This is a genomic window from Helicobacter mehlei, from assembly GCF_003660265.1.
Classification (GTDB): Bacteria; Campylobacterota; Campylobacteria; order Campylobacterales; family Helicobacteraceae; genus Helicobacter; species Helicobacter mehlei.
On record NZ_QXQP01000003.1, the window covers coordinates 90,611 to 113,103 of the forward strand.

16 protein-coding genes and 1 pseudogene are annotated in these 22,493 nt (G+C 48.0%); 4 read left to right on the forward strand and 13 right to left on the reverse strand.

What is annotated here, in order from left to right:
- Positions 1 to 61 precede the first annotated feature (61 nt).
- From bioV to EAO36_RS01885, 4 genes are read right to left on the reverse strand one after another with little or no spacing between them, the layout of a single operon-like run.
- Positions 62 to 613 carry a pimelyl-ACP methyl ester esterase BioV gene (bioV, locus tag EAO36_RS01870; protein ID WP_120948116.1) on the reverse strand — a complete coding sequence of 184 codons (552 nt, stop codon included), beginning with the start codon at positions 611 to 613 and terminating at the stop codon, positions 62 to 64.
- Positions 613 to 2,268, reverse strand: coding sequence for an AAA family ATPase (locus EAO36_RS01875; protein WP_185962950.1), 1,656 nt, complete (start codon positions 2,266 to 2,268; stop codon positions 613 to 615). Before EAO36_RS01875 ends, bioV begins: the two co-directional genes overlap by 1 nt.
- Positions 2,255 to 3,508, reverse strand: coding sequence for a tRNA (N(6)-L-threonylcarbamoyladenosine(37)-C(2))-methylthiotransferase MtaB (gene mtaB / locus EAO36_RS01880; RefSeq protein ID WP_120955629.1), 1,254 nt, complete (start codon positions 3,506 to 3,508; stop codon positions 2,255 to 2,257). Before mtaB ends, EAO36_RS01875 begins: the two co-directional genes overlap by 14 nt.
- Positions 3,486 to 5,075 carry a mechanosensitive ion channel family protein gene (locus EAO36_RS01885; protein ID WP_235852236.1) on the reverse strand — a complete coding sequence of 530 codons (1,590 nt, stop codon included), beginning with the start codon at positions 5,073 to 5,075 and terminating at the stop codon, positions 3,486 to 3,488. The genes mtaB and EAO36_RS01885 overlap by 23 nt, the downstream gene beginning before the upstream one ends.
- Positions 5,076 to 5,392: 317 nt before the next feature.
- Between EAO36_RS01885 and EAO36_RS01890 the strand changes: the two genes are divergently transcribed.
- From EAO36_RS01890 to dxr, 3 genes are read left to right on the forward strand one after another with little or no spacing between them, the layout of a single operon-like run.
- A complete protein-coding gene (locus tag EAO36_RS01890; protein ID WP_120948119.1) occupies positions 5,393 to 7,003 on the forward strand; it encodes an SLC13 family permease in 1,611 nt (536 codons plus the stop codon).
- Positions 7,004 to 7,012: 9 nt separating this feature from the next.
- Positions 7,013 to 7,795: a phosphatidate cytidylyltransferase gene (locus tag EAO36_RS01895; RefSeq protein ID WP_120948120.1), complete on the forward strand. Its 783-nt coding sequence runs from the start codon at positions 7,013 to 7,015 to the stop codon at positions 7,793 to 7,795.
- A gap of 16 nt (positions 7,796 to 7,811) precedes the next feature.
- The gene (dxr, locus tag EAO36_RS01900) at positions 7,812 to 8,915 is read left to right on the forward strand and encodes a 1-deoxy-D-xylulose-5-phosphate reductoisomerase (RefSeq protein ID WP_162983074.1); all 1,104 of its coding nucleotides are present in this window, start codon (positions 7,812 to 7,814) and stop codon (positions 8,913 to 8,915) included.
- 15 nt (positions 8,916 to 8,930) lie between these two features.
- Here dxr and uvrB read toward each other — a convergent pair whose 3' ends face one another.
- The gene (gene uvrB / locus EAO36_RS01905) at positions 8,931 to 10,901 is read right to left on the reverse strand and encodes an excinuclease ABC subunit UvrB (RefSeq protein ID WP_120955630.1); all 1,971 of its coding nucleotides are present in this window, start codon (positions 10,899 to 10,901) and stop codon (positions 8,931 to 8,933) included.
- A gap of 772 nt (positions 10,902 to 11,673) precedes the next feature.
- On the opposite strand from uvrB, the gene EAO36_RS01915 reads away from it, so the two are divergent.
- On the forward strand, positions 11,674 to 11,922 hold the full coding sequence (locus tag EAO36_RS01915; protein WP_120948124.1) for a hypothetical protein: 249 nt from the start codon (positions 11,674 to 11,676) through the stop codon (positions 11,920 to 11,922).
- A 258-nt stretch (positions 11,923 to 12,180) separates the two neighbouring features.
- Here the strand turns inward: EAO36_RS01915 and EAO36_RS01920 are convergent, their stop codons facing one another.
- From EAO36_RS01920 to EAO36_RS01955, 8 genes and pseudogenes are all read right to left on the reverse strand, one after another.
- Positions 12,181 to 12,957, reverse strand: coding sequence for a hypothetical protein (locus tag EAO36_RS01920; RefSeq protein WP_120948125.1), 777 nt, complete (start codon positions 12,955 to 12,957; stop codon positions 12,181 to 12,183).
- Between the two features lie 54 nt (positions 12,958 to 13,011).
- The gene (locus EAO36_RS01925; RefSeq protein WP_205586155.1) at positions 13,012 to 15,375 is read right to left on the reverse strand and encodes a hydantoinase B/oxoprolinase family protein; all 2,364 of its coding nucleotides are present in this window, start codon (positions 15,373 to 15,375) and stop codon (positions 13,012 to 13,014) included.
- 9 nt (positions 15,376 to 15,384) lie between these two features.
- Positions 15,385 to 17,526, reverse strand: a complete 2,142-nt coding sequence (locus tag EAO36_RS01930; protein ID WP_120955631.1) for a hydantoinase/oxoprolinase family protein — start codon at positions 17,524 to 17,526, stop codon at positions 15,385 to 15,387.
- A gap of 9 nt (positions 17,527 to 17,535) precedes the next feature.
- Entirely contained in the window at positions 17,536 to 17,955 is a 420-nt protein-coding gene (locus tag EAO36_RS01935; RefSeq protein WP_120948127.1) for an acetone carboxylase subunit gamma, read from the reverse strand.
- A 10-nt stretch (positions 17,956 to 17,965) separates the two neighbouring features.
- Positions 17,966 to 19,872, reverse strand: a pseudogene (locus EAO36_RS09015) (hydantoinase/oxoprolinase family protein).
- Positions 19,873 to 19,891: 19 nt separating this feature from the next.
- Entirely contained in the window at positions 19,892 to 20,500 is a 609-nt protein-coding gene (locus tag EAO36_RS01945) for a 3-oxoacid CoA-transferase subunit B (RefSeq protein WP_120955632.1), read from the reverse strand.
- An 8-nt stretch (positions 20,501 to 20,508) separates the two neighbouring features.
- On the reverse strand, positions 20,509 to 21,201 hold the full coding sequence (locus EAO36_RS01950; RefSeq protein WP_120955633.1) for a CoA transferase subunit A: 693 nt from the start codon (positions 21,199 to 21,201) through the stop codon (positions 20,509 to 20,511).
- Between the two features lie 14 nt (positions 21,202 to 21,215).
- Complete coding sequence (locus EAO36_RS01955; RefSeq protein WP_120955634.1) at positions 21,216 to 22,391, reverse strand: thiolase family protein; 1,176 nt, start codon at positions 22,389 to 22,391, stop codon at positions 21,216 to 21,218.
- Between the last annotated feature and the right edge of the window lie 102 nt (positions 22,392 to 22,493).

Here is a 22,493-nt window from a genome sequence, read left to right on the forward strand (position 1 = left end):
TCGTGTGGGGATTAAGTGGTTTTGCTATAACGGAAATTGATAAATCATAACCCAATGTTTATTATTTTTTTGCTTTTATTAATAAGTGATTAGCTCCCTTAAACTGCCACACACAGCCATAATTTCTAAAAAAGACGCACAAAGCTTTAGCGTCCATGATCGCATCTTCCAATCCGATAAAGACCTCCAAACGCACTCCCCTAGCGCATAAAAACTCTAGCTTTTCAGGGGCATAGTGGTAGTTGAGCAAAATTTGTAAATCTTGCAAGCTGCCTAAATGCGTATAACGCGCTAAACTGGGGTCTTGTGCTAAGAGCGCGCTCCAGCCGATTTTCTCAAAAAAGGCTTGCATGTAGGCGTGTGGGTTTTGTTGGTAGGCTTTGAGCTGTAAATTTTTAAAGGCTTGGCTTTTGTGGGCGAGCATACAGGGGGCAATCAACACTAGGCGTTGTATGCGTTTGTTTTGCTTAACTTGCTCACAAGCATACTCTAGCGCACAAATTGCCCCATAGCTAAAGCCAGCCACATCATAGAGTCCGCATGGTTTTAAAATCGACTCAAAAAGCCATTCTTCCCGCTGAAAACCAAAGCCACTAAAATAACGCCCCACCATCACACAAAGGAGCGCAAGATTTCTTGCATTTGGGTTTTGGAGAGTTTTTCTTTTTCCAAGAGTACTTTAGCAATGGCTTCTACCTGCATTTTAGAATTGCCCAAAAATTCCTTTTGTTCCTTATGTAGCGTGCCTAGCAACGCTTCCATATCCGCGCGATCCCCGATGAATTTATGCCCCATCGCATAATCCTCACACATGCGCTTGGCGATTTCAAAGGCGTGTTTGAGATCGTCTTTAGCTAAGGTGTAGTGCTCTTGAAAAAACAACTCTAAGATGATCATCCCACTCAGATACACCTTAATACTATTATTCATCTCACTTTGGCTACGCACCTTTTGATCGCTAGCAATCAAAAAATCCCCCACCAATAAGACCTTATCAAAATCCACATCTAGCCAGTAGGCACTAAATGCCTTCGCGCTTTGGTATAGAGAATAGAGATTTTTTTCCTGCTCGCTCAAAGCGGCATTTTTCTTCTTACCAAAGGCGATCTTATCCTTGACCTCTAAAATGTCCTTCATGGTGATGATTTGGGCGTTATGCCTAAGCGCGTTGAGCGCGCTCTCATTGACTAAAGAAGAGAGCATTGCTCCGCTAAAGCCCACGCAGATTTTAGCCACCTCTTTACAATCTAGGCTATGTTGCTTGTCTTTGAGATAAGAATCCAAAATCTGTATGCGTTCTTCTAAATCGGGCAGAGAGATAAAAATACGCCGATCAAAACGCCCGCTGCGTAGCAAGGCCTCATCCATCACATCGATCTTATTAGTCGCCCCGATCACAATCACCTGTGCGCTTTCCTCAAAGCCATCCATTTCAGTTAAAAGCTGGTTGAGCGTGGCTTCTCTCTCATCATTGCGCTGATGCCCCCTAGCTTTGCCCACTGCGTCGATCTCATCAATGAAGACAATCGAGGGGCTAAAAGCCTTCGCCTTAGCAAAGAGTTCGCGCACTCTTTTAGCCCCCACGCCCACATAGATTTGTACAAACGCGCTCCCACTATGGTAAAAAAAGGGCACTTTAGCTTCAGAGGCTAGGGCTTTAGCAATCATCGTCTTGCCCACCCCCGGGGGGCCCACCAAGAGCACGCCTTTAGGGAGTTTGATCTTTAAATCTTGGTATTTCTTGGGGTTTTTGAGATAATCTACGATCTCATAAAGCTCTTCTTTAACTTCTTTAGTGCCCGCCACATCTTCAAAGCGCACGCTAGGCAAAGTGGCATGCAAAGAGGGCATGGGCGGGCTTTGGGCTTTGAGCACATTGTCATAGGAAGTTTGCACAGGGTAATTCTTTTTGTTCCAAGCAAAGCGCAAAATGAGTGCCAAAAGAACAAGAAAAAAGAAGATGATTACAAAATCGAGGATTTGCTGGGTGGTGTTATCCTCCTCTAAAATCTCAATGGGGATATTGGTCGGAAACTGCAAAGAATCTTTCCAGCCCACCCGCGCAGTCTTGTAAATCTTAAAATCCACCTTCAAATAAATATAGCGATCATCCATCTTGATACTTTGGATTTTATCTGAATGCAATAAGGCATTAAAATCTTGGATGCTCACCAGCTTAGTGGGCTCTCTCAAAATCAAAAAGAGCACAAAAATCACGCCGACTAAAATCACCAGCGTGCCAATAGCGACCTTTTTAAAACGCCGCATAGTTGCCATCCTCCAAAACTTCATAATCTCTAAACTCCACCCATTGCCCGCATAAATCTTGGCTAGCTTGGATTTTAATTGGGTTAAAATATTGGTCATGCCCATAGTAATAGCTCTCTTTGTAACTTTCTACCAACACTTCTAAGACTTGCCCCTGCACGCGCAAGGCTTGCCTAAAGGCTAGGTTATTGCCCTGCACGTAATGTTTAATTTGATTCAAGCGGGTTCTCGCTACACTGCCATTAATCCGATTTGGCATGGTGCTTGATGGCGTGCCTGCACGGGGGCTATAGATAAAAGGGTGGATGTGGGTTAAAGGGAGTTGTTTAAAATTCTCCCATGCTTGTTGCCATGTGGGCTCATCCTCAAAAGGATGCCCCACAATAAAATCTGTCCCCAATGCAAAACCCTTAGAGGCAATATGTTCGAAAAGCACGCGATCGCTCTTGACCCGATTAACCCGCCGCATGCGCTTTAACATAGAGTCATGGCTGTGTTGCAAGGCGATATGCAAATGCTTCTCTAAAATGGGGTGATCGAGCAATTCTAAAAACTCGGCATCAATTTGGCTAGGCTCTAGGCTACCAATGCGTATGCGTTTAATGGGCGTGTTTTGGGCAATTTTTTTAATCAAACCGGCCATGTTACTCTTGGTGTCCTTGCCATAACTCCCCACATTGGTGCCGGTGAGCACGACTTCTAACACCCCGCTTTGGGCTAACACTTGGCATTGCTCTAAAATCTGATTTTCTGACAAGCTGCGGGATTTACCCCGCACAGAGGGGATGATGCAATAACTGCATTTAAAATCACACCCCTCTTGGATTTTCACAAAAGCACGGGTTTTGCCCACAAATTCTTGTAGCAAGCTTTGATCGAGTTTTTCTTGCTTGTCCTCATAAAAAAAACTCTTTTCCTGTTGTAACAAACCATCGATCTGTGTTTTGTGGTCGTGCCCAAATACGCCAAAAACATGCCCGCTCTTAAAGAGTCTGTGCCCTTGCGTATTAGCCCCACAGCCGGTAAAAAATACCCGCTTACCCAAAGCATGCATTTTTTTAGCATAGGCGCGCGCGCTGTAATCGGCATCATTAGTTACCGTGCAGGAATTGAGCACTACAATATCGGCTTCTTGTTCGCAATCCACACGCTCAAAAGCTTTCAAATGCGCCAACATCACTTGGGTATCAAATAAATTCGTGCGGCAACCAAAAGTTTTAAAATAGACTTTCTGTTTCATCGGGTTTCCTAGTCATATTTTTATTAGCAAAACCATCTGCATAATCTCTAATGATCTTGGTCGTGCTGTAAGCAACAAAAATATCGGGCTCTTTTAACAGCGCGTCTATAATACCTGCTGAGATCTTAGATTTGAGCACCAGTGTGGCATAGGAGTTAGTTTGATACCACACCGAGATATGTATCCCGTCTTTTTCTAAGGCCATGAACACTCTAGGGTTAGCACTGGTGTTGCGTAGAGAATATTTGGTGCGCATGCTGTTCATTTGTTTATAGGTCATCTCGGTATATTGCTTAGCGTGTGTGTTGGCGATGTCTAGGGCAATTTGCATCGCCTTTTTGTGGTTGGAGTCAAAGGTGATGAAAAAATCGATTCCATCCCAAACGGTTTTCATGCCAAAATGGCTATAGTTGGCGAATAGATTTGTAAAAATGTAGTTATTAGGAATAAAAATGATGCGTCCGGCGCGGTAATCATTTTCTTTGTAACTGGTTAGGGTTACATCTTCTAAAATGGTGATATAGAGCATGGAAATGTCCAGCACATCGCCCACATAGGTATTCCCCTCTTTGGAGACTTTTACCCGATCCCCCACATGCACATTTCCCCCGATCATAATGGTTAGCCAGCCTAGCAAGCTCATGAACAAATCCCGCATGGCAATGGCTAGCCCGGCACTAGCAAAGCCTAGCACGGTTACCAAATAAGACACATTCTCTAAGTAAGCAAACAAGAAAATTAAAATGATGATGTTAGCGTTGATAAAGTTGATCGCCTTGTTGATCGTGTAGGCACGCTCATTGCTATGCACGTACTTATGGCTAATGATTTTCAACACCCACGCTAAAACAATGCTCCCCAAAGCAATTAAGATCACATAGGCTAGCTTAAAGATTTGATCCTTGATCTGGGACTTGATATTTAGGCTCACTTCCTCAATGTCTTTGGCATAAATATCAATGCTGGTTTTTAAAAGACTCTGCGCCCCCTGTAATTCGATTTTTTTCGCCTGCTCTTGGTAAATCTTCTTGGAAAGATCATTGTCTTTAAAGAGATCATACATGCCTTCTCTTTGCAACAAATCCAGTTGGGTGAGGGTGTATAATTCTTGATCGATTAAGTCCAAGACATTTGCCAAACTTTGCTGGTGGTGCTTCATGGTGGTGTATTTGGCTTTAATCTGTTTAATAAAAGAAATTCCGGTTACAATGGCAATCGGGTTTGTGATACTGGGAATATTGCTGATCTGGGGTTTTTCAACGAGCTCTTTGAAAGGATTAACTTTGTATTGCTCCAAAAGATCCTCTTGGTGTTTGAGGGCTTGCAAAGTACGCTCAAGGGTGTTGATTTTAAGGGTATTGGTGTCCTTTTTGCTTTTCATAACTTTTAACCGGTGTTGGATCTGTTGGATCTGTTCATAGACTTGTTCATAATTTTCAACATTGCTAAACTTTTTGAGCCAAATATTGTCGCCAGAATTTAATGTTTTTTCAATACGCCAATATTCCTCTTGAAGATACTTGATTCGTGGGTTGTTAATGGCTGGGGTGTTGTTTCCAGACCACAGACTTTCTGCCAGCACAAGCCCCAATAAAAAGCCCCAAACACCCCTTAAAACCCATCTTGCTAACAAGGGAATCCCCCATTTTCAAATTTGACCACCCAGTATCCCAGTTAGTCTAACACAAGATGGCATATTTTCAGCAACACAAGATGCCCGGGCGTTTAGCCACTTTTGGCAAAAATCCCACCCATTGCGATTATATTGTGGTAGAGTGAGTAAATTCTTCTTATAAGCGATATCTCATATGAAACATTAAACCTCGTATTTATGCAATTTGCATATACTTCTTTTTTTTGAGGATCTTTTTTTTGAGGAGACAAATGTCAGACACAGATGCATTCAGGTATAGCCGTTGGATTCCATGGATTGGTTTTTGGGGGGGGATTATCTTAGCCCTGCTGGTTTATTTTGCCATGTCCAGCCACCTAGAGAGTATCACCCAAACTCTCAACCAACCCAAACTTAAAATTGAAGCCATGCCCATTGTCGCCAGTGTTGCGATCTTAATGGGCGTGTGGTGGATGAGCGAGGCGATTGAATTGGTCGCCACCGCCCTTTTGCCCCTTGTACTTTTTACCCTCTTGGGGGTAGCTAGCTTTAAGGATGTTGGGGCTTCTTATGGCTCGCCCATTATCTTTTTGTTCATGGGAGGCTTTGTGCTGGCAATGGCTATGCAAAAATGGAATTTGCATAGCCGAATCGCTCTTAACATCATCTTGTTAGTGGGTACAAGCCCTAGAGGCTTGGTCATAGGTTTTATGCTGGCGACCGCATTTTTATCCATGTGGGTTTCTAACACCGCCACAGCGGTGATGATGATGCCAGTAGGACTTAGCGTGCTGCACCTAGTGGCCAAATTGCTCAAGCAAGAGCAGTGCCAGACCAGCCCAGAGACCGATCCGCTCTCTTACAAAGCCACACAAGGGGGTGCACTTAATACCATTGCCAGCAAGGGGGCAGATATACCCGGCACCCCCATTTACCGCACTAACTTTAGTGTTTGCTTGATGTTGGGCATTGCCTATAGCGCCTCGATAGGTTCGCTAGGCACTCTCATTGGCACACCGCCCAACGCCCTTTTAGCCGGCTACATGCAAGAGGCTATGCATGTCAAGATCGATTTTGGTAAGTGGATGCTCTTGGGCGTGCCCCTCTCTTTGATGATGCTCTTAGGTGCATGGGTGCTTTTAACCTATGTGATTTTTCCCATTAAAATTAAAAATATCCCCGGGGGCAAGGATTTGATCCGCTTGGAGTTGCAAAAATTAGGCAAAATGAGTTCTGGGGAGATTTGGGTCGCTTGTCTATTTGCTCTAGCCTCTTTGAGCTGGATTTTTTTAGGGCATTTATTGGAATCTTTGGGGCACAAGATCGCCAATATCGATTCCATTATCGCGATGGCTGTGGCGGTGTTGCTCTTTATCATCCCCACCCCAAAGGGCCGCTTGATTGATTGGGGGAATATGCGTAAGCTACCTTGGGATGTGCTCTTGCTCTTTGGTGGAGGATTGGCTCTAAGCGCACAATTTGGCAAAACCGGGCTTTCCCTGTGGATTGGGCACCAAGTCGCGCTCTTAGGGCATGTTCCCTTGTTGCTTTTGATTGTGTTGGTGACCTCCATGGTGATCTTTTTAACCGAGATCACATCCAACACCGCCACCGCTGCAGCCTTCTTACCCGTGATTGGGGGCGTAGCCATTGGGATGGGTTATAGTGGTGTGCATACCCTCTTGCTGACCATTCCCGTTGCCCTAGCGGCTACTTGTGCTTTTATGTTACCTGTAGCCACACCCCCCAATGCAATCGCCTATGGATCGGGGTATATCCAAATGAGGGACATGATTAAAGCGGGCTTTTGGCTCAATATGATGGGGATTGGGTTGATTAGCCTTGTTACTTACACAGCAATAGCTCAAATTTTTGTGCGCTAGGAGGCGGACATGAAAGATTTTAAAGGTAAAATTTTAGCCGACAAGACACGCTATATCACAGGGGCGTTTCTCATTCTTTTAGCCATTGTTGTGTTTTATCTCAACGATCTGCTGGTTTTTTGGGGGGTATTGGGGGTGATTTTTTTGGTCTGTTTCCATGAAACTCTGCGCTTGCACCAGAAGATATATAATTTTGGTTTCAATAAGTTCTATTATTTGATTGCCGTGTTGGTGTGGGTTTTAGGCTACTTTAACCAACGCCCCGTAGAGAGCGTTTTGTTTGTGGGCATGCTCTTGGCCGGGGTGTTAGCCTACCGCACCTCCAACATGCAAAAAACTTATGTCCTGATCTATCCAGCTGTGCCCTTTTTATCTCTCTTTGCGCTTTTTAAAGATTTTGGCGTGAGTGCAGTGGTTTGGCTTGTGGTGGTGGTGGTGGTGGCTGATGTGGGGGCGTATTTTGGCGGGCGACTCTTTGGGACCACGCCCTTAAGTGCGGCTTCACCCAATAAAAGTCTGGAGGGGGCTTTGATTGGATTTGTTTTCTCTAGTTTGATTGGGGGGATTGTGGGCATCGAGAGTGTAGAGAGTGGGAAATTTTTACCCGCACTGGGCATTAGCGCGCTCACGGCTCTGAGTTCTATTTTGGGCGATTTATATGAGAGTTATTTAAAAAGGCGGGTGGGCGTGAAGGATAGTGGGCATATTTTACCCGGGCACGGTGGCATGTTGGATCGTTTTGATGCCATGCTCTTTGGAGCGATGTCCTTACACTTTTTGTTGTTATTTTGACCAACAGATGTCCTCTATGCTAATTTTAGGGAGCACGGGTTCTATTGGCGTGCAAGCCCTCCAAGTGGCGCAACGCCTTAACCTTAAGATCGAGGGCTTGAGTGCGGGGCGTAACATACCCCTTTTAAACGCCCAAATCAAAACCCACCAACCTAGCCAAGTGGCGATTTTAGATCCACATGATCGATCTTTATTGCAAGTGCCTCAAGGAGTTGAGGTCTTTGTAGGCCCTCAAGGGATTTGTGAAATGATCGCTTGCTCCCAAGCAAGCCTTGTATTAAATGCAATCGTAGGCTTTGGGGGGTTAGCCCCCACTCTAAGTGCGTTGCAACACCACAAAAAACTAGCCCTCGCCAATAAAGAGTCCTTAGTGGTAGCAGGCTGGCTTTTAGACACCAAACAGATTTTACCCATCGATAGCGAGCATTTTGGCTTGTGGGCGTTGTTGCAAAAACACCCCTTAGAGCATGTCCAAATGCTGTATTTAACCGCCAGCGGGGGGGCTTTGCGTGATGTGCCCCTTGCTGATATCCCGTATCAAAGCCTAGAAAAGGTCTTGCAACACCCTAATTGGCAAATGGGCGCGCCCATCACGATCAATTCGGCCAACATGGTCAATAAGCTTTTTGAAGTGCTGGAGGCGCATTGGCTTTTTGGACTGACTAACATCGATGCTTGCATTGAGCGCACCTCCAGCGTGCATGCTCTCATTTGCTTTAAAGATCACAGCGTGCATGCCCAACTCTCTAGCCCCAACATGCAACTACCCATCGCCCATGCGCTCATGCCCTCTTTAGCTTGCCAAACTCCTCTAATTGAGCCCCTAGACTTACTCAGTCTGCCCCCACTTAGCTTTGAGCCCATTGACACAGCGCGCTACCCTCTATGGGCACTCAAAGACACGCTTTTAGTACGCCCTAAACTAGGTGTAGTGCTCAATGCCAGCAATGAAGCCACCTTGCAAGCCTTTAGGGCAAAAAAGATCGCTTTTGGACAAATGGCTAACCTCATGTTCCAAGCCTTGGAGCATTTTGAGAGAGACACACAAAGCTTAAGCACTCTTGAGGACATTTTAGCTTTAGATAAAGAAGTGCGGGGATTTTGCACAAAACTTTGCTAGAATTTTTTCACCACACTACAACCCTCTAATCCGTGCGATCTCATCGCGCAATCTTGCCGCCTCTTCAAAGTCCAGCACTTTAGCGCGTTGTTGCATTTGCGCTCTTAAAGTTTTGATCAAGCGATCCTTTTCGCTCTTAGGCATTTTTTCTAGGGCTTTGGAGCGTTTGGGTTTGGCAGGCAGGCTATCGATCAACTCTTCTTCAACATGCCTTTGCACACTCTTAGGCTCAATGCCATGTTCTAAGTTAAAGGCTTTTTGTTTAGCTCGTCTCTCATCGCTAATTTGCATCGCCCTTTGCATGCTTGCTGTGATCTTGTCTGCATAAAAGATCACCTTGCCATGTACATGCCGTGCGGCGCGCCCCATTGTCTGAATTAAGCTGGTTTCACTGCGCAAAAAGCCTTCTTTGTCCGCGTCCAAGATCGCCACTAAAGAGACTTCTGGCAAGTCTAGCCCCTCTCTTAATAAGTTGATCCCAATGAGCACATCAAAAACCCCTAATCTAAGCTCTCTAATCAAGTGGTTACGCTCGATCGCATCAATATCGCTATGCAGATACTGCACCTTCAAGCCCCATTCTAAATAGTGCTTGCATAACTCCTCTGCCATGCGCTTAGTCAAGGTGGTAACCAGCACGCGCTCTTTTCTTGCCACCACCTCTTTAATAGTTTCGTATAAATCCCGCACTTGGTTAGCAATAGGGCGCACTTCGTATTCGGGGTCTAGTAACCCGGTGGGGCGGATAATCTGTTCAGCGATATGACCTTGTGAGAGTTCTAATTCTAGGGGGTTGGGGGTGGCTGAGACAAAGAGAAAATGGGGGGGTTTGGCGATAAACTCCTCGTATTGAAGGGGGCGATTATCCAGCGCGCAAGGCAATCTAAAGCCATAATCTACCAAGACCTGCTTACGGCTCAAGTCCCCCGCATACATCCCCCTAAATTGGGGCAGACTCACATGCGACTCATCTACGATCACCAAAAAGGGGCGTTGCTTTTGGGCGAAGTAATCCATGAGGGTATAGGGGGTCTCCCCCTCTTGTTTGCCCGTGAAGTGGCGCGCGTAATTCTCAATGCCCTTACAAATGCCTGTGGCACTAATCATTTCTAAATCAAATTCAGTACGGGTTTTGAGGCGCTCATACTCTAGGGGCTTTTGGGCTTGTTTGAAAAAGCTTAGGCGCGCTTGCAATTCTTGCTCAATGTCTTTAATGGCTTGTTGCAAACGCTCCGGGCTCACAATAAAGGCGTTTGCTGCATAGAGGGGGTAAGAGTCTAGTTGCTTTAAGGGGGTGTTTTCTAACGCGTCCATGCTAGTGATGCGCTCGATCTCATCGCCAAAAAATTCTACACGGATAAAGTTTTCATCATTGTAAGCGGGGAAAATATCCACGCACTCCCCCACCGCCCTAAACTTGCCCCGCTCTAAGATGTCTTGGCGACTATAACCCATTTCTACCAGTTTGAGCAAGAATTGCTTATAAGGGCGCACCTGCCCCACTTGGATTTTTTCTAGCATGCTCAAATACTCTCCCGGGTTGCCCAGCCCATAATTAGCCGACACGCTAGCGACCACAATCACATCATCATAGCTTAATAGCGAAGTGACCGCGCTCAAGCGCAGGCGTTCTAAATCCTCATTGATGGAGCTGTCTTTTTCTATGAATAGATCGCGTCTAGGGATGTAGGACTCGGGCTGGTAATAATCAAAGTGAGAGATAAAGTATTCTACATGGTTTTTAGGGAAGAAGCCTTTGAACTCGCTATAAAGCTGGGCGCAGAGGGTTTTATTATGGCTCATGATCAAAGTGGGCATTTGCAAGCGCGCGATCAAATTCGCCATGCTAAAGGTCTTGCCCGAACCCGTAACCCCGATCAAAGTTTGATAACGCGCCCCTTGCTTTATGCTTGTTGCTAAGACATTGACCGCTTGTGCTTGTTCAAGACTCATGGAGTAGGGAGCGTTCAAGATAAACAGGTTCATGTTAACTCTTTTAATTGTTTATTAGATCATAACATAGGAGGAGTGTATTTTGTCTCTCTTTTGTCCAGCTGTTGCTTTAAGATACCACATCAAAGTCACTTTAAATTGCAGGACTTTAAAATGCAACTCAACCATCTAGTCCAAAGAGGGGACTTTGACAACGCCACCAAAACGTTGATTAGAGAGATTAAGGGTTGGATTACCTCCCGATGAGTCATCACCTAGTGGAGGAACCCTTAGTGCGCATTGCCATTTTTGATGTCCTTAACTTGCAACGCCAAATCAGAGTTTCTTAACTTAAAAATGCCATGGACAATGGCTTTATTTAAAGAAAGTGCTCAACTATACCAGCCACTTATCTACAGCCAAACGCACCATTTTTGGTGATGAAATACACTATAGCAAGCCCCTAGAAAGTGGTAAGACTCTACACATTAGCGAAACCTACAAAGAGCTTCATGCTTGGCAATTTAGCCACATGCGGGTTGTGGAGGATTTAAAAGTTCTCATATTGATTTGGTGTGGGGGATTCTAAAAAAGGACTAGCGCACATCCTAGAGAGAAGGACACAGCAATACGGAGAGCAACAGGCTTTAGAGTCTATCCATGATTTGCCTAGAATAGTGCAAGAAGCGAAGTTTTACAAAGAATTAGAAAATAAAATCAAGCTTGTTACGCCTACAGATGTGGTTGTTTGGGGCAAGAGAGGGAGAATAACAAGTTTGTTCTCACAAGTTTTAGAGACAGAAGAAGCAAGGAGGGATTTACAGCGTTGGAGAGCGCGCAGACCAGAGACGATGCGAGCTTTACGGGTAAGTCGGTGTCAGAGCAACCAAAGGCCGATGATGTTCTCTTACCCAACCAGGACGATTTTAGCACAACCCCTCAAACAAGCCCCTTAAGTATCCCAGAACTTAAAAATCAAGCCAAGTGGATTTACACCAAAGCCCAAGAGCAAGAAGCAGGCTTTAAGCAACTCTTAGAGGGGCTTAAAGGGGGGCTCAAGCACCACAGAAACTAGCAACACGTTAAAAAGCCTAGAGAGTATCCAAGAGAAATTAGAGTATTGTAAGGGAGATGTTAGCAAAATCAACAACACGCTAAGAGGGGTGGTGATTGCGCCTAGAGAGAGTATTGGCGCACAACTAGACTATATTCTAATGACAATGCCTTAGTGGTGGAGAGTGAAGACTTTAGCCCCAAACAACACAAACAACTCCATAATCAGATTGCCAACTAAAGTTCTTGGCTAATCCTTTAGCTTAACTACCCAAACACATTAAAATTGATGGAGTTTTTCAAGCACCTTTTCAGGCGTGGCATCCTGATGGATTTCTGTAAAAAAGAGAGGGGCTGGGGAGGGAGCACTCTCTTCTCCAAGCCAGAATGTAGAATCTAAGATGGGGATGGACTGGGTATAACCCATAAACTCTAGCACGCTGGCACGCCTAAAGCCCACTACCCAATCATAGTTACTAGCGGTGTTAATGATAGGCTGGTAGTGTTGGGGCTTAAGGGTGTGATCGCGCTCATCAAAGAGCAATCCTGTTACCTTAGAGTCTTTATAGGACCGCAACCAGTCGGCATAATAAATCCCGGCATTCTCAATCAAGTCATCGTCAAAATCCTGATCTTTGCCCACTGCCCGTGCCGTCATTTGCAACAAAGCTAAGGGAGAGGGGAGTTGGGTCATGATGCTGATATGTAAGGTGTTTGTGGCGGTATTGATGAGGGAGCTGGTGATCTCTTTGAGTCCCTCATCTGCCATGAAAACTTTTAAAGCATAACCACTGCGTTGTTTTTCGCCCATTTTGGCGACCAAATCACGGTTATTTTTCAACTCCTCTTCAAGCATTTTATCAAAGCGCAACACTAACACGTCGGCTTGCAACAAGGAATGCACCTGCTTCATGTAGTTGCTGTACAGCGTAGCGTCATGCCATGGATAAGGTTTGTTTTGCATCAACACCTTGTGGGCGTAAGCCCGCGCATCCATGATGATCTTGGTTTGTGTAGGATTGGGGTTATTTAAGATAGCCTTGAGGGAATTCAACATGTTCTGCCTTTGGATAGAATGCGGGATTATAGCAAAAATTCCCCCTCTCTGATCTCACACCAACTTAGGTCTAATGCCACCCTCGTACTTGATCTCTAATTCCTCCACGCGTTTTTCTAGCTGGGCGATCTTGACCACATGGCGGTTGGGCATCACCACCAACGGAATGTCTTTGAGTTTGCCTTTGACTCGTTTGGGGCCATGGTGATCCCACACGGTGGCGATCAACTCCTCAGGGTTTTCCTCGCCCCAAGAGCCATAATAGTAAAGGTCTTTGGGTGGCTCGTCCTTGACATGCTTTTTGACAAACTCATCATAGGGCAAGCCTCTTTTGAGGCGGGCTTTGCGCTCATTGGCGCGCAACTTGGCGGTGGCTTCCTCATCCACCACAAAGGTTTCTTTATCCCACACCACCTTATAGATGTTGGAGGCGACATGTTCAGAGATGCGCCCAATTTGCAAATCCTCCATGACCAGCTCGGGGTCGCGCTCCAGCACATCCCCATAACCGCCCCCACAGCCTTGGGCGATCATATACAATTCGCCCTCTTGGGAGCGGTCAAATTGCAAGCCCATGTGGTAGGTCGTATAAACCCCGCCCTTAAAGGGGCGTTCATTCATCACGCGCTCCATAGAGAGATCAAACTCTTCGGGATTTTTCTTGATGATCTCAAAGATATTGATCCCCTTGACCATCGCTAGGGGGTAAGTCGCACACCCATAGCCCCCAAAGAGCCCGGGCACGCTAGAAAACTTCGCCCCAGAGGTAACCGTCATAAAGCCCCACTCTGGCGTGTTGCGTGCGGCGACAATCATTTCATAGCCCATGCCCCCTCGGTACTTGCCAAAGCCTTGGTTGTCGCGTACCACGCGCTTACTCACCAACTGCAAAAAGGGCACTTCCTCTTCCATCACCTCTTGTTCGCCAATGTCTGCCATCGCGCAAAATAGGGGTGCAACTGCGTCCTCGCCATCTCTAAAGGCTTTTGCCCCCCCGCCCATGCCATTCAAATCCGCGCATAGATTGCCCACCTGTTCGCCATGTTGGGTTTCCCCGCCCCATAAAAAGTCGTTGATCTGGTTAAACCAAGGGGCTAGGACATTGGCGTACTTGGTGTGCATGGAAAATTGCAATTTAGCATAAGCGATTTGCAACGCGCTAAACGCCCTAAAAGAAGCTTGCAAGTTTTGCCCATTGGGCGCGTCATAAGAGCAATCCCCCCAAGTGCCTTCATCTGAGATGATCTCAATGGGAGAGAGCGCGCCTGTGGAGCGGGGCAAGTCGGGCCACCAGTGGTTTAAGATCGCTTGGGCGAAAAAGGCCTTGGTAGAAGCTAGGGGCGAATTGATGGCGCGGTTGATGATCTCTTTGCCCGAACCCCTTAAATCCACGGTCATGTGATCGCCCTTGACTGTGATTTTACAAGCAAATTTGATCAAGATATTTTCTTTGAGGGTGGAGTCGACAAATTGCTCCACGGTCACCATGCCATCGGGCATAGCAGCAATGCGGCGGCGCACTTCATTTTCTACATCCTCCACGGTCATGCGAATCGCTCCCACAAAGGCGTCGATCCCGTACTCATCGATCATGCGATCCACAATGTCCATGACTCGGCGCACCGCCCCCATTTTGACCTTAATGTCAGCCAGCATCAGCTTTGGATCGCGCGTGGAGTGCTGTAAAAAGGTGAGCAAGTCGCGACGCAACTTGCCCCGCTCGACGATTTTCATGGGACTCCCGCGCAAACCATCATCAAAGGGGGTTTCAGAACCAGAGGGCATCCCCCCGGGCTCACACGCCCCATTTTCGCCCTCGTGAATGGTCGCGCCCACCCAAGCGATGATCTCACCATTTCTAATCACCGGGGTGAGCATGGATTGATCCGTGTTGTGCACGCATCCAAAGCGCGCGTCATTGTGGAAGAAACCATCCCCGGGATGAATCCCCACGGTGGGTTCGTCTTTCCAATATTTCATGATGTAGCGAATAGGGTGGTGCAAGACAGCCGCAAAGGCGATCACCCCGCGGTTAGACATGTAGCACACATCCCCGCTTGCTGTATAGACCGCTACGGACAAATCCGCCCATTTGGCCCCCGGGGCTGCCCCCATGCTCTCGCACATCTCAAAGGCTTCATCGAGCGACCCGCTCAGTCGGCGGCGAATCCGATCGTAAAGCAAGGGATTGCCTCCTTTTTTAAGCACTTCTTCTTCTAGGGGCGTGCGCTTGGCAATGGAGTGGTGGCGCATGATTTTTGGATCAGGGCCTAAAAAGAGAGTGGTTTCGTTCATAAAATCATCCACCCATGCTTGCTCCTCCGCGCTCAATTCTTTTTTTGTATGGGAGTGGCTGTGGTGGCTGTGGGCATGGGGGTGTTTGTGGGCCTCTACATGGGTTCCTTTATTAGTTGGCATGGTGTCTCCTTATTTTGCGTTCACATTGTCTTTGAGCAACCAAACCGCCCCTTGTGGGGTGGGTTCGATGCGCCAGTTTTTCTCCACCAAATAGGTGGTGCTCTTAGTAGTGATGATGGCAGGCCCGTGGATCACATAGTCGGCTGTCAGCACGCTTTCATCATAGATGGGGGTTTCAATGGGCTCTTTCTCATCCACGAAATACACCTTGCGGTGGCTCTTAGCGCTAGGCACGGTGCGCTTGCGATCGGTGTAGAGTTCTTTAAAATGTACCACATCGGTTTCAATGAAGGTCGCCACGCGCACGGTTTGCACGCGCACACCCGCCTCGGGGGCTTCTACCCCCTTGCCATAGCGTTTGGCATAGACATCTGAGAAGGTGCGAATCGCGCGCAAGACATCGCCCACATGGTTAAAGCGGTTGATGTCTAGCACCACAGAGGTCGTAACGCGTTGGTTGCCATAGCGCATATCCATCTCCAAGCGGTGTTGCACGCCAGAGATGTCATAACCCTGACGGCGCAAGTCCTCCTTGCCCCGTCTTTCTAACTCCTCAATGTACTCGTTCATGCGCTCGTATTCATCAAAGAGTTTGCGCTCAATGGGCTCATAAAGCACGATATAACCGCTCCTCTCATGGATGTGCAAGGGTTTCATATTGCCCGCTCCCAAAGCGGAAAACACAGAGGCAAAGGGAGGGAACAAGATTTTATTAATCCCCGCATGGTAGGCGATCCCGCAGGCATGCAAGGGGCCATTGCCCCCATAAGCCACCATGGTAAATTCATCCACATTGCCCCCATTCTTTCTAAGCTCCATTTCAATGCCAATGGCCATTTGCTCATCCACGGTGCGCTTGATGACCTTAGCCACCTCAATGACATCCAAATCCAGCGGGTCGCAAAGCTTGTCCTCAATGACAAATTTAGATCGCTTGGGATTGAGTTTGATCACCCCGTTGGCGTAGTTTTCAGGGTCAAGGTAGCCTAGCAACAAGTCCGCATCGGTTACTGTGGGGTTAAGCCCCCCACGATCGTAGCAAGCAGGGCCGGGATCGGAGCCGGCACTCTCTGGGCCAATTTTAACCGCCTTATGGATGCGATCGTAGGTGGCAATCGATCCTCCCCCTGCCCCTAGAGTGTTGAGGTGAATCATGGGCAGAGTTACTAGCCAACGGCAGATCACGGGCTGGAAGTCGTAGTGCTTCACTCCCCCTTTGGGCAAAATCCCAATGTCAAAGGAGGTCCCGCCCATGTCCATACACACCACATTACCAATATCTGTGGTCTCTGAAAGGTGCTGGGAGGCGCTCACCCCACTCACTGGTCCGGAGTGGATGGTTTGCAAGCTATCGGTGGAGTTGCTCTGTGCCATCCCCCCGCTATTGTGAATCACCAGCATGGGCTTGCCATACCCGCTATCGCGCAGGTTGGAGCTCAGCTGGCTTAGGGCATGGAACATGATTTCATAGAGAAAGGCATCAATGATAGTGGTGTTGGCGCGCACATACTCACCCTTGCGCCCAGAGACTTGGGAACTCAAAATCACCGGGATTGCGCCCAGTTCGTGAGCAGGGTACTCCTCTAAAATGGTTTCTAGCACGAGTTGCTCATGGCTGGGGTTCTCGGTGGCGTTGGTGAGCGCAACCACAATGGCTTGCGCGCCATTATCCACCAAATCGCGCACCTGCTTACGCACATCTTCTTTTTGCAAGGGCACTAGAATCTCGCCCACGCTATCCACCCTCTCTTTGACAGAGCGCACCATGCGCCGTGGCACAATCGGATCGGGGCGTTGGGCGTTGGGCATATTGCCCTGTTCGGTAACATCTAAGCCCTCCCCATAGCCCTTACCTCTTGATAGGTGGATGGTGTCCTCAAAGCCGTGTGTTACAATCGCACCCACGCGCGGACCCTTGCCCTCAATCAAGGCGTTCGTACCCAAAGTGGTCGCATAACGCACGCTATCCACTTCTTTGAGCACCTGTTCGCGGGTGAGCCCGGCCATTTTGCAGGCATTATCCAAGGCAGAGTTAAAGCCCAAAGAGAGGTTATGGTGGGTGGTCAAGGATTTGGATTCAATGTACTTTCCATCCCACGCAAAGAAACAATCCGTGAAAGTCCCGCCAATGTCTACAGAAATGCGTTTCATGCCAGCTCCTTACTTTTTATCAAACTTGGCGCGCAAATCGGCTTGGGCGTTCTCGCCCGGTCCATAATGGATGGAAGTTTCGGGATCCTTCCCAATTTCTTCCCAACGCCTTTTGAGGTCGTCAATGTCCCAAAGCATGTCAATGGTGGGGGGGTAGTGGGGGGGGACATACTCGGTTTCAATCTGAGTCCCGCAGGTGGGGCAGTAGTATTCATAGATCCGGCAGAATTTGGGATCGGGAGAAAAGGTGTATTGGTAGCGTTTGGGGTCTAAGATGGGGGGGTGAATCTCCTCCGGGTTGCGATCGTAGATCAGCGTGCCCTTTTTGTAAGTGTCCCGAGCATCCCCAAAGTCATGCCCACACACACGGCACAGCCACCTCTCGCTGTTTAGATCAATCATCAAATACTCGGTCATTGGAACGCGCATGTTTTACTCCTTAAGCTTTGTCTTCTAAGATTAAATCACCATTGTCGGTTACAAGTAAGCCCCACCCCTCAGGCACTCTTGTGGTGAAATAGGGACCCTCCACAATGGCTGGACCCTCCATGTGTGCGCCAGCCTGTTGCTCTAGTAAGATCACTATGGGGGTTGGGTGTTTCCCCCCCTCTTGTAACACCTCACGACTACCATTCATTTTAGCATGCATCTTGGGGTTAGGCAAACTGGCGCGTAAGCTAGGGTGGGAGAGTTCATAGCGCACATGGTAAGCCAAAATGCGCTTTTGATCCACATTGATTTGGGCGGTGTCATCTAGGTGAGTAACATGATCTTCAGACCCATCGGCATTTTCTACCACCACTTTCCATTCGTGTTTGCATTCGCTCCAATTATAACCCTCTTGGAACATGTGTCGTCTTGCTTGCTCATGCATTTGGGCTTGAATCGCCTCAATTTCAGACTTGTTCAAACCGGTGATGTCGCGCTCAAAAGTTTGCGCCACATCTGAAAAGCTGATTCCATAAGCCGAAAACACCGCGGCGAGTTTGGGCACGATCACGCGCTTGATCCCCGCTTTGCGCGCGGCCAAGCACGCGCTCATAGGTCCCCCGCCCCCAAAGGCAGCTAACACCGTGTCTTTTTGCACATGTGCACTCAGGCATGTGGCTAATTTTTGGGCGTAGGCTTCTTGGGTGGCAAAAAGGGCTTTTTCCAAACTCACACCCAAAGGCTTAGCAATTTTCTCGGTGATCACCTGAATGGCGCGTTGTTTGTCTAGTTTTTGTTGCCCATTCAAATAGGTGTCTGGATCGATGATACCCAGAGCCACGTTTATATCGGTCATAGTCGCTTCTGTGCCCCCAAAGCCAAAGCAGGCTGGCCCGGGAGCGGCCCCCACGCTATCTGGGCCCACGGTAATAACACCCCTATCATCTACACGCAAGATCGAACCCCCGCCCACGCCAAAAGATTTCACATCGCTGAGTTCAAAGGAAATTTGAATCCCCTCCACAGACCCGCGCCTCTCGGTTTTGATCTTATGCTGATACACTTCGCCCACATCTGAAGTCGTGCCCCCCACATCCACCATCAAGACATGGTTAAAGCCATAGGCTTTAGCTAAAGCCTTAGTGCCCTCAATCCCCCCCTAGGGCCCGAAGAGTAGGTTTTGAGCGCGACAGATTTAGCCACTCGCGAAGAAGCCCCGTCATTGCGGTAAATGAGCAAGGGGTTTTTCACTTTATGGGCTTTGAGGCGGTGCTCGGCAGAGTATAAAAAGCGCTCCATAGTCGGGTGTAAAAAGCTATTGAGCAAGGCCGACCAAATGCGCCTAGTGCGACTCGTGTCATGGGTAAATTCCCAAGAAAAGAGCACGGGCACAGAGCCTAGCAAATGTCTAGGGAATTGGAGCAAGAATGTGTGTTTAAAAGATTTTTCCTCTTCCTGGTCCTTGATGGCCACCACCAGCCGTTCAGCTCCCTTGTTGGTCAAGGTATTGACAGCGGCAACAAGCTCACTCTCCATCCCCTCGTCATTGACATGGTTTAACAAAAATAGACGATCGCCTACCAAACTGCTAAATAAATCTTGTTGGTTTTTCGTGGCGGTTAGGTTTGTTTCTAATTGGTGGTTATCGGTAATAAGCCCCAACTTGGGTCCCTTGCGTTCTACTAGGGCATTTGTCCCTTGCGTGGAAGAGTAGCGGATGAGATCGGTGTTGTGCAACAACTTAGCCAAGCTATCCTTGCCATAAATCTCCTCGCTGGCTTGCGTAATGCCTTTAAAAAAGCACTCGGACAGATCTACCGGAGTTGTGAGAGTCTTGGTGTAACTCACCTCTGAACCACGCACCACACAAATGTCTGTGAGAGTCCCGCCATTGTCCAAATTGACTAGATACTTCATTATTGTCCTTTCTTAAAATTTATGGGAGTGGGGCATGATTTACACCCGGAGCCAACTCTATGGGGATAAACTTCCCTTCCTTAATGGCAAACACCCCTAAATTGGTGATCACCTTAGAGACGCATTTAGGCCCTGTTAGGGGCAATGAGCACTCTTTAACTAACTTACAATTACCTTTTTTATCGGTGTGTTGCATCAGCACAATCACTTTTTTCGCGCTCGCCACCAGATCCATCGCCCCGCCCATGCCTTTAATCAGTTTGCCCGGCACCATCCAGCTAGCCAAGTCCCCTTGTGCAGAGACCTCCATCGCCCCTAGAATGGTCAAGTCAATGTGCTGACCCCTAATCATCGCAAAGCTCTCGGCCGAGCTAAAATAGCTCGCCCCCATGCCCTGTGTGATCGTCTGTTTGCCCGCGTTGATCAAATCCGCATCAACTTGTTCTTGCGTAGGAAAAGGCCCCATGCCAAGCATCCCATTTTCACTTTGCAACATCACGCGGATATTCTTAGGGATGAAATCAGCCACCAAAGTAGGGATCCCAATGCCCAGATTGATAGAATACCCGTCCTTAATGTCCTCTACCGCTTTTTGCGCCATCTGCTCGCGACTCCAGCCTGCTTCCATGTTCGCTCCTATGCTTTTTTGAGGGTGAGTTGTTCGATACGCTTTTCAAAGTTCCCCTTGAAAATGCGATCCACATACACCCCGGGGACATGGATGAAATTGGGATCTAGCGCGCCCATTTCTACAATCTCTTCTACCTCTACCACGCTCACTTTGGCCGCTTTGGCCATCATAGGGTTAAAATTCATGGCGGTTTTATTGAAGATGAGATTGCCATACGAATCCGCCTTTTGGGCTTTGATGAAGGCAAAATCCGCTTTGAGCGCGGTTTCTAAAATATAAGTGCGCCCGTTAAACTCTTTATGCTCCTTACCCTCAGCGATGATGGTGCCCACCCCGGTGGGGGTATAAAAGCCCGGGATGCCCGCCCCCCCCGCTCTAATGCGCTCGGCCAAAGTACCTTGGGGGTTAAATTCTACTTCTACTTCGCCGGCTAAGAATTGTTGCTCAAAGGTGGCGTTTTCGCCCACATAACTAGCGATCATCTTTTTGATCTGTTTGTTTTTGACCAATAGACCCAGCCCAAAATCATCCACCCCGGGATTATTAGAAATGCAGGTGATGTCTTTCACCCCGCTTTTGCTGAGGGCTAAAATGGCGTTTTCTGGAATGCCACACAGCCCAAAGCCCCCAAACATGATGGTCATGCCATCTTGCACGCCCGCAATGGCCTCCTCAATACTGCCCACTACCTTATTCATGCATTTCCCTTCTTTTAAAGTCGCTCAATGAGCATGGCCACCGCCTCGCCCCCGCCCACGCACAGACACGCCACGCCCAAGTGTTTGTCATGGGTATGGAGGGCATGCACTAAAGTAGTCAGAATACGCGCCCCACTAGCCCCAATAGGATGGCCCAAAGCGATCGCCCCGCCATGCACATTGACCTGTGCGTCCTTGAGCCCTAGCTCCCTTTGGGTTAAAATCCCCACCACTGCAAAGGCCTCGCTGATCTCATAGAGATCAATGTCGCTAGCTTGTTTGTGGTTTTTCTCTAAAAGCTTTTGAATGGCTGGGGCGGGGGCAATGGGGAAGAGATGGGGATCATGGCTAAATGAATTGTAATCTACAATCTTAGCTAAGGGTTTGGCAGAAGTGTCTTTGGCTAGCTCCTGGCTAGCAATGACTAGCATGCTCGCCCCATCGCTAATCTTGCTCGCATTAAAGGCGGTGATGGTGCCCTCCTTATCAAAGGCCGGTTTGAGTTTTAACCCCTTGGCAAAATCCACCTTGCCTGGCTCCTCATCTAGGCTCACCAGCACCTCCCCCTTTTTGCTCTTAACGCTAATGGGCACGATTTCAGAATCAAAAGCCTTAGTTTCAAGTGCCTTAAGGGCTTTTTCATAGCTATGCTTGGCAAAAGCGTCTTGCTCTTCACGACTCAAGCGGTGGTTTTTAGCGCACCCTTCGGCAAAATCCCCCATTAAGGCGTGTTGGTAGGCGTCTAACAAACCATCTTTAAACAAACTGTCTTCTAATTTTGTATCCCCCATTTTAAAGCCCCCCCTGCTGCCCATGAGCAAATGGGGAGCCAAACTCATGTTTTCAATCCCCCCCACTAAAGCCACTTGAGCCCGCCCTAAGGCGATGCTATCTGCGCCCAACATCACCGCTCTTAGACCCGACCCGCAGGCTTCGTTGATCAGAAAGCAACCCACAGATTTGGGCAAATTGGCGTTCAGGGCGACCTGTCTAGCAGGGGCTTGCTTGAGCCCGGCACTGATCACATTGCCCACAATGCAGGTATCTACCAAGCTAGGATCAAATCCGCTAGCCTTCAGGGCTTGTGCGCCCACCACACTCCCCAAAGTTGTGGCCGGCACGCTAGACAAACTCCCATTAAATGAGCCAATAGGGCTTCGCTTTGCGCTATAGATATGGACCTCTTGCATGGTCACCTCCAAATTTCTCGGAGTATTGCACAAGACACCTAAGTTTTGGTTAATCACAACTTTATTAGAGCGTGGGTGGAGATCAGATTACTTTTAGTAACA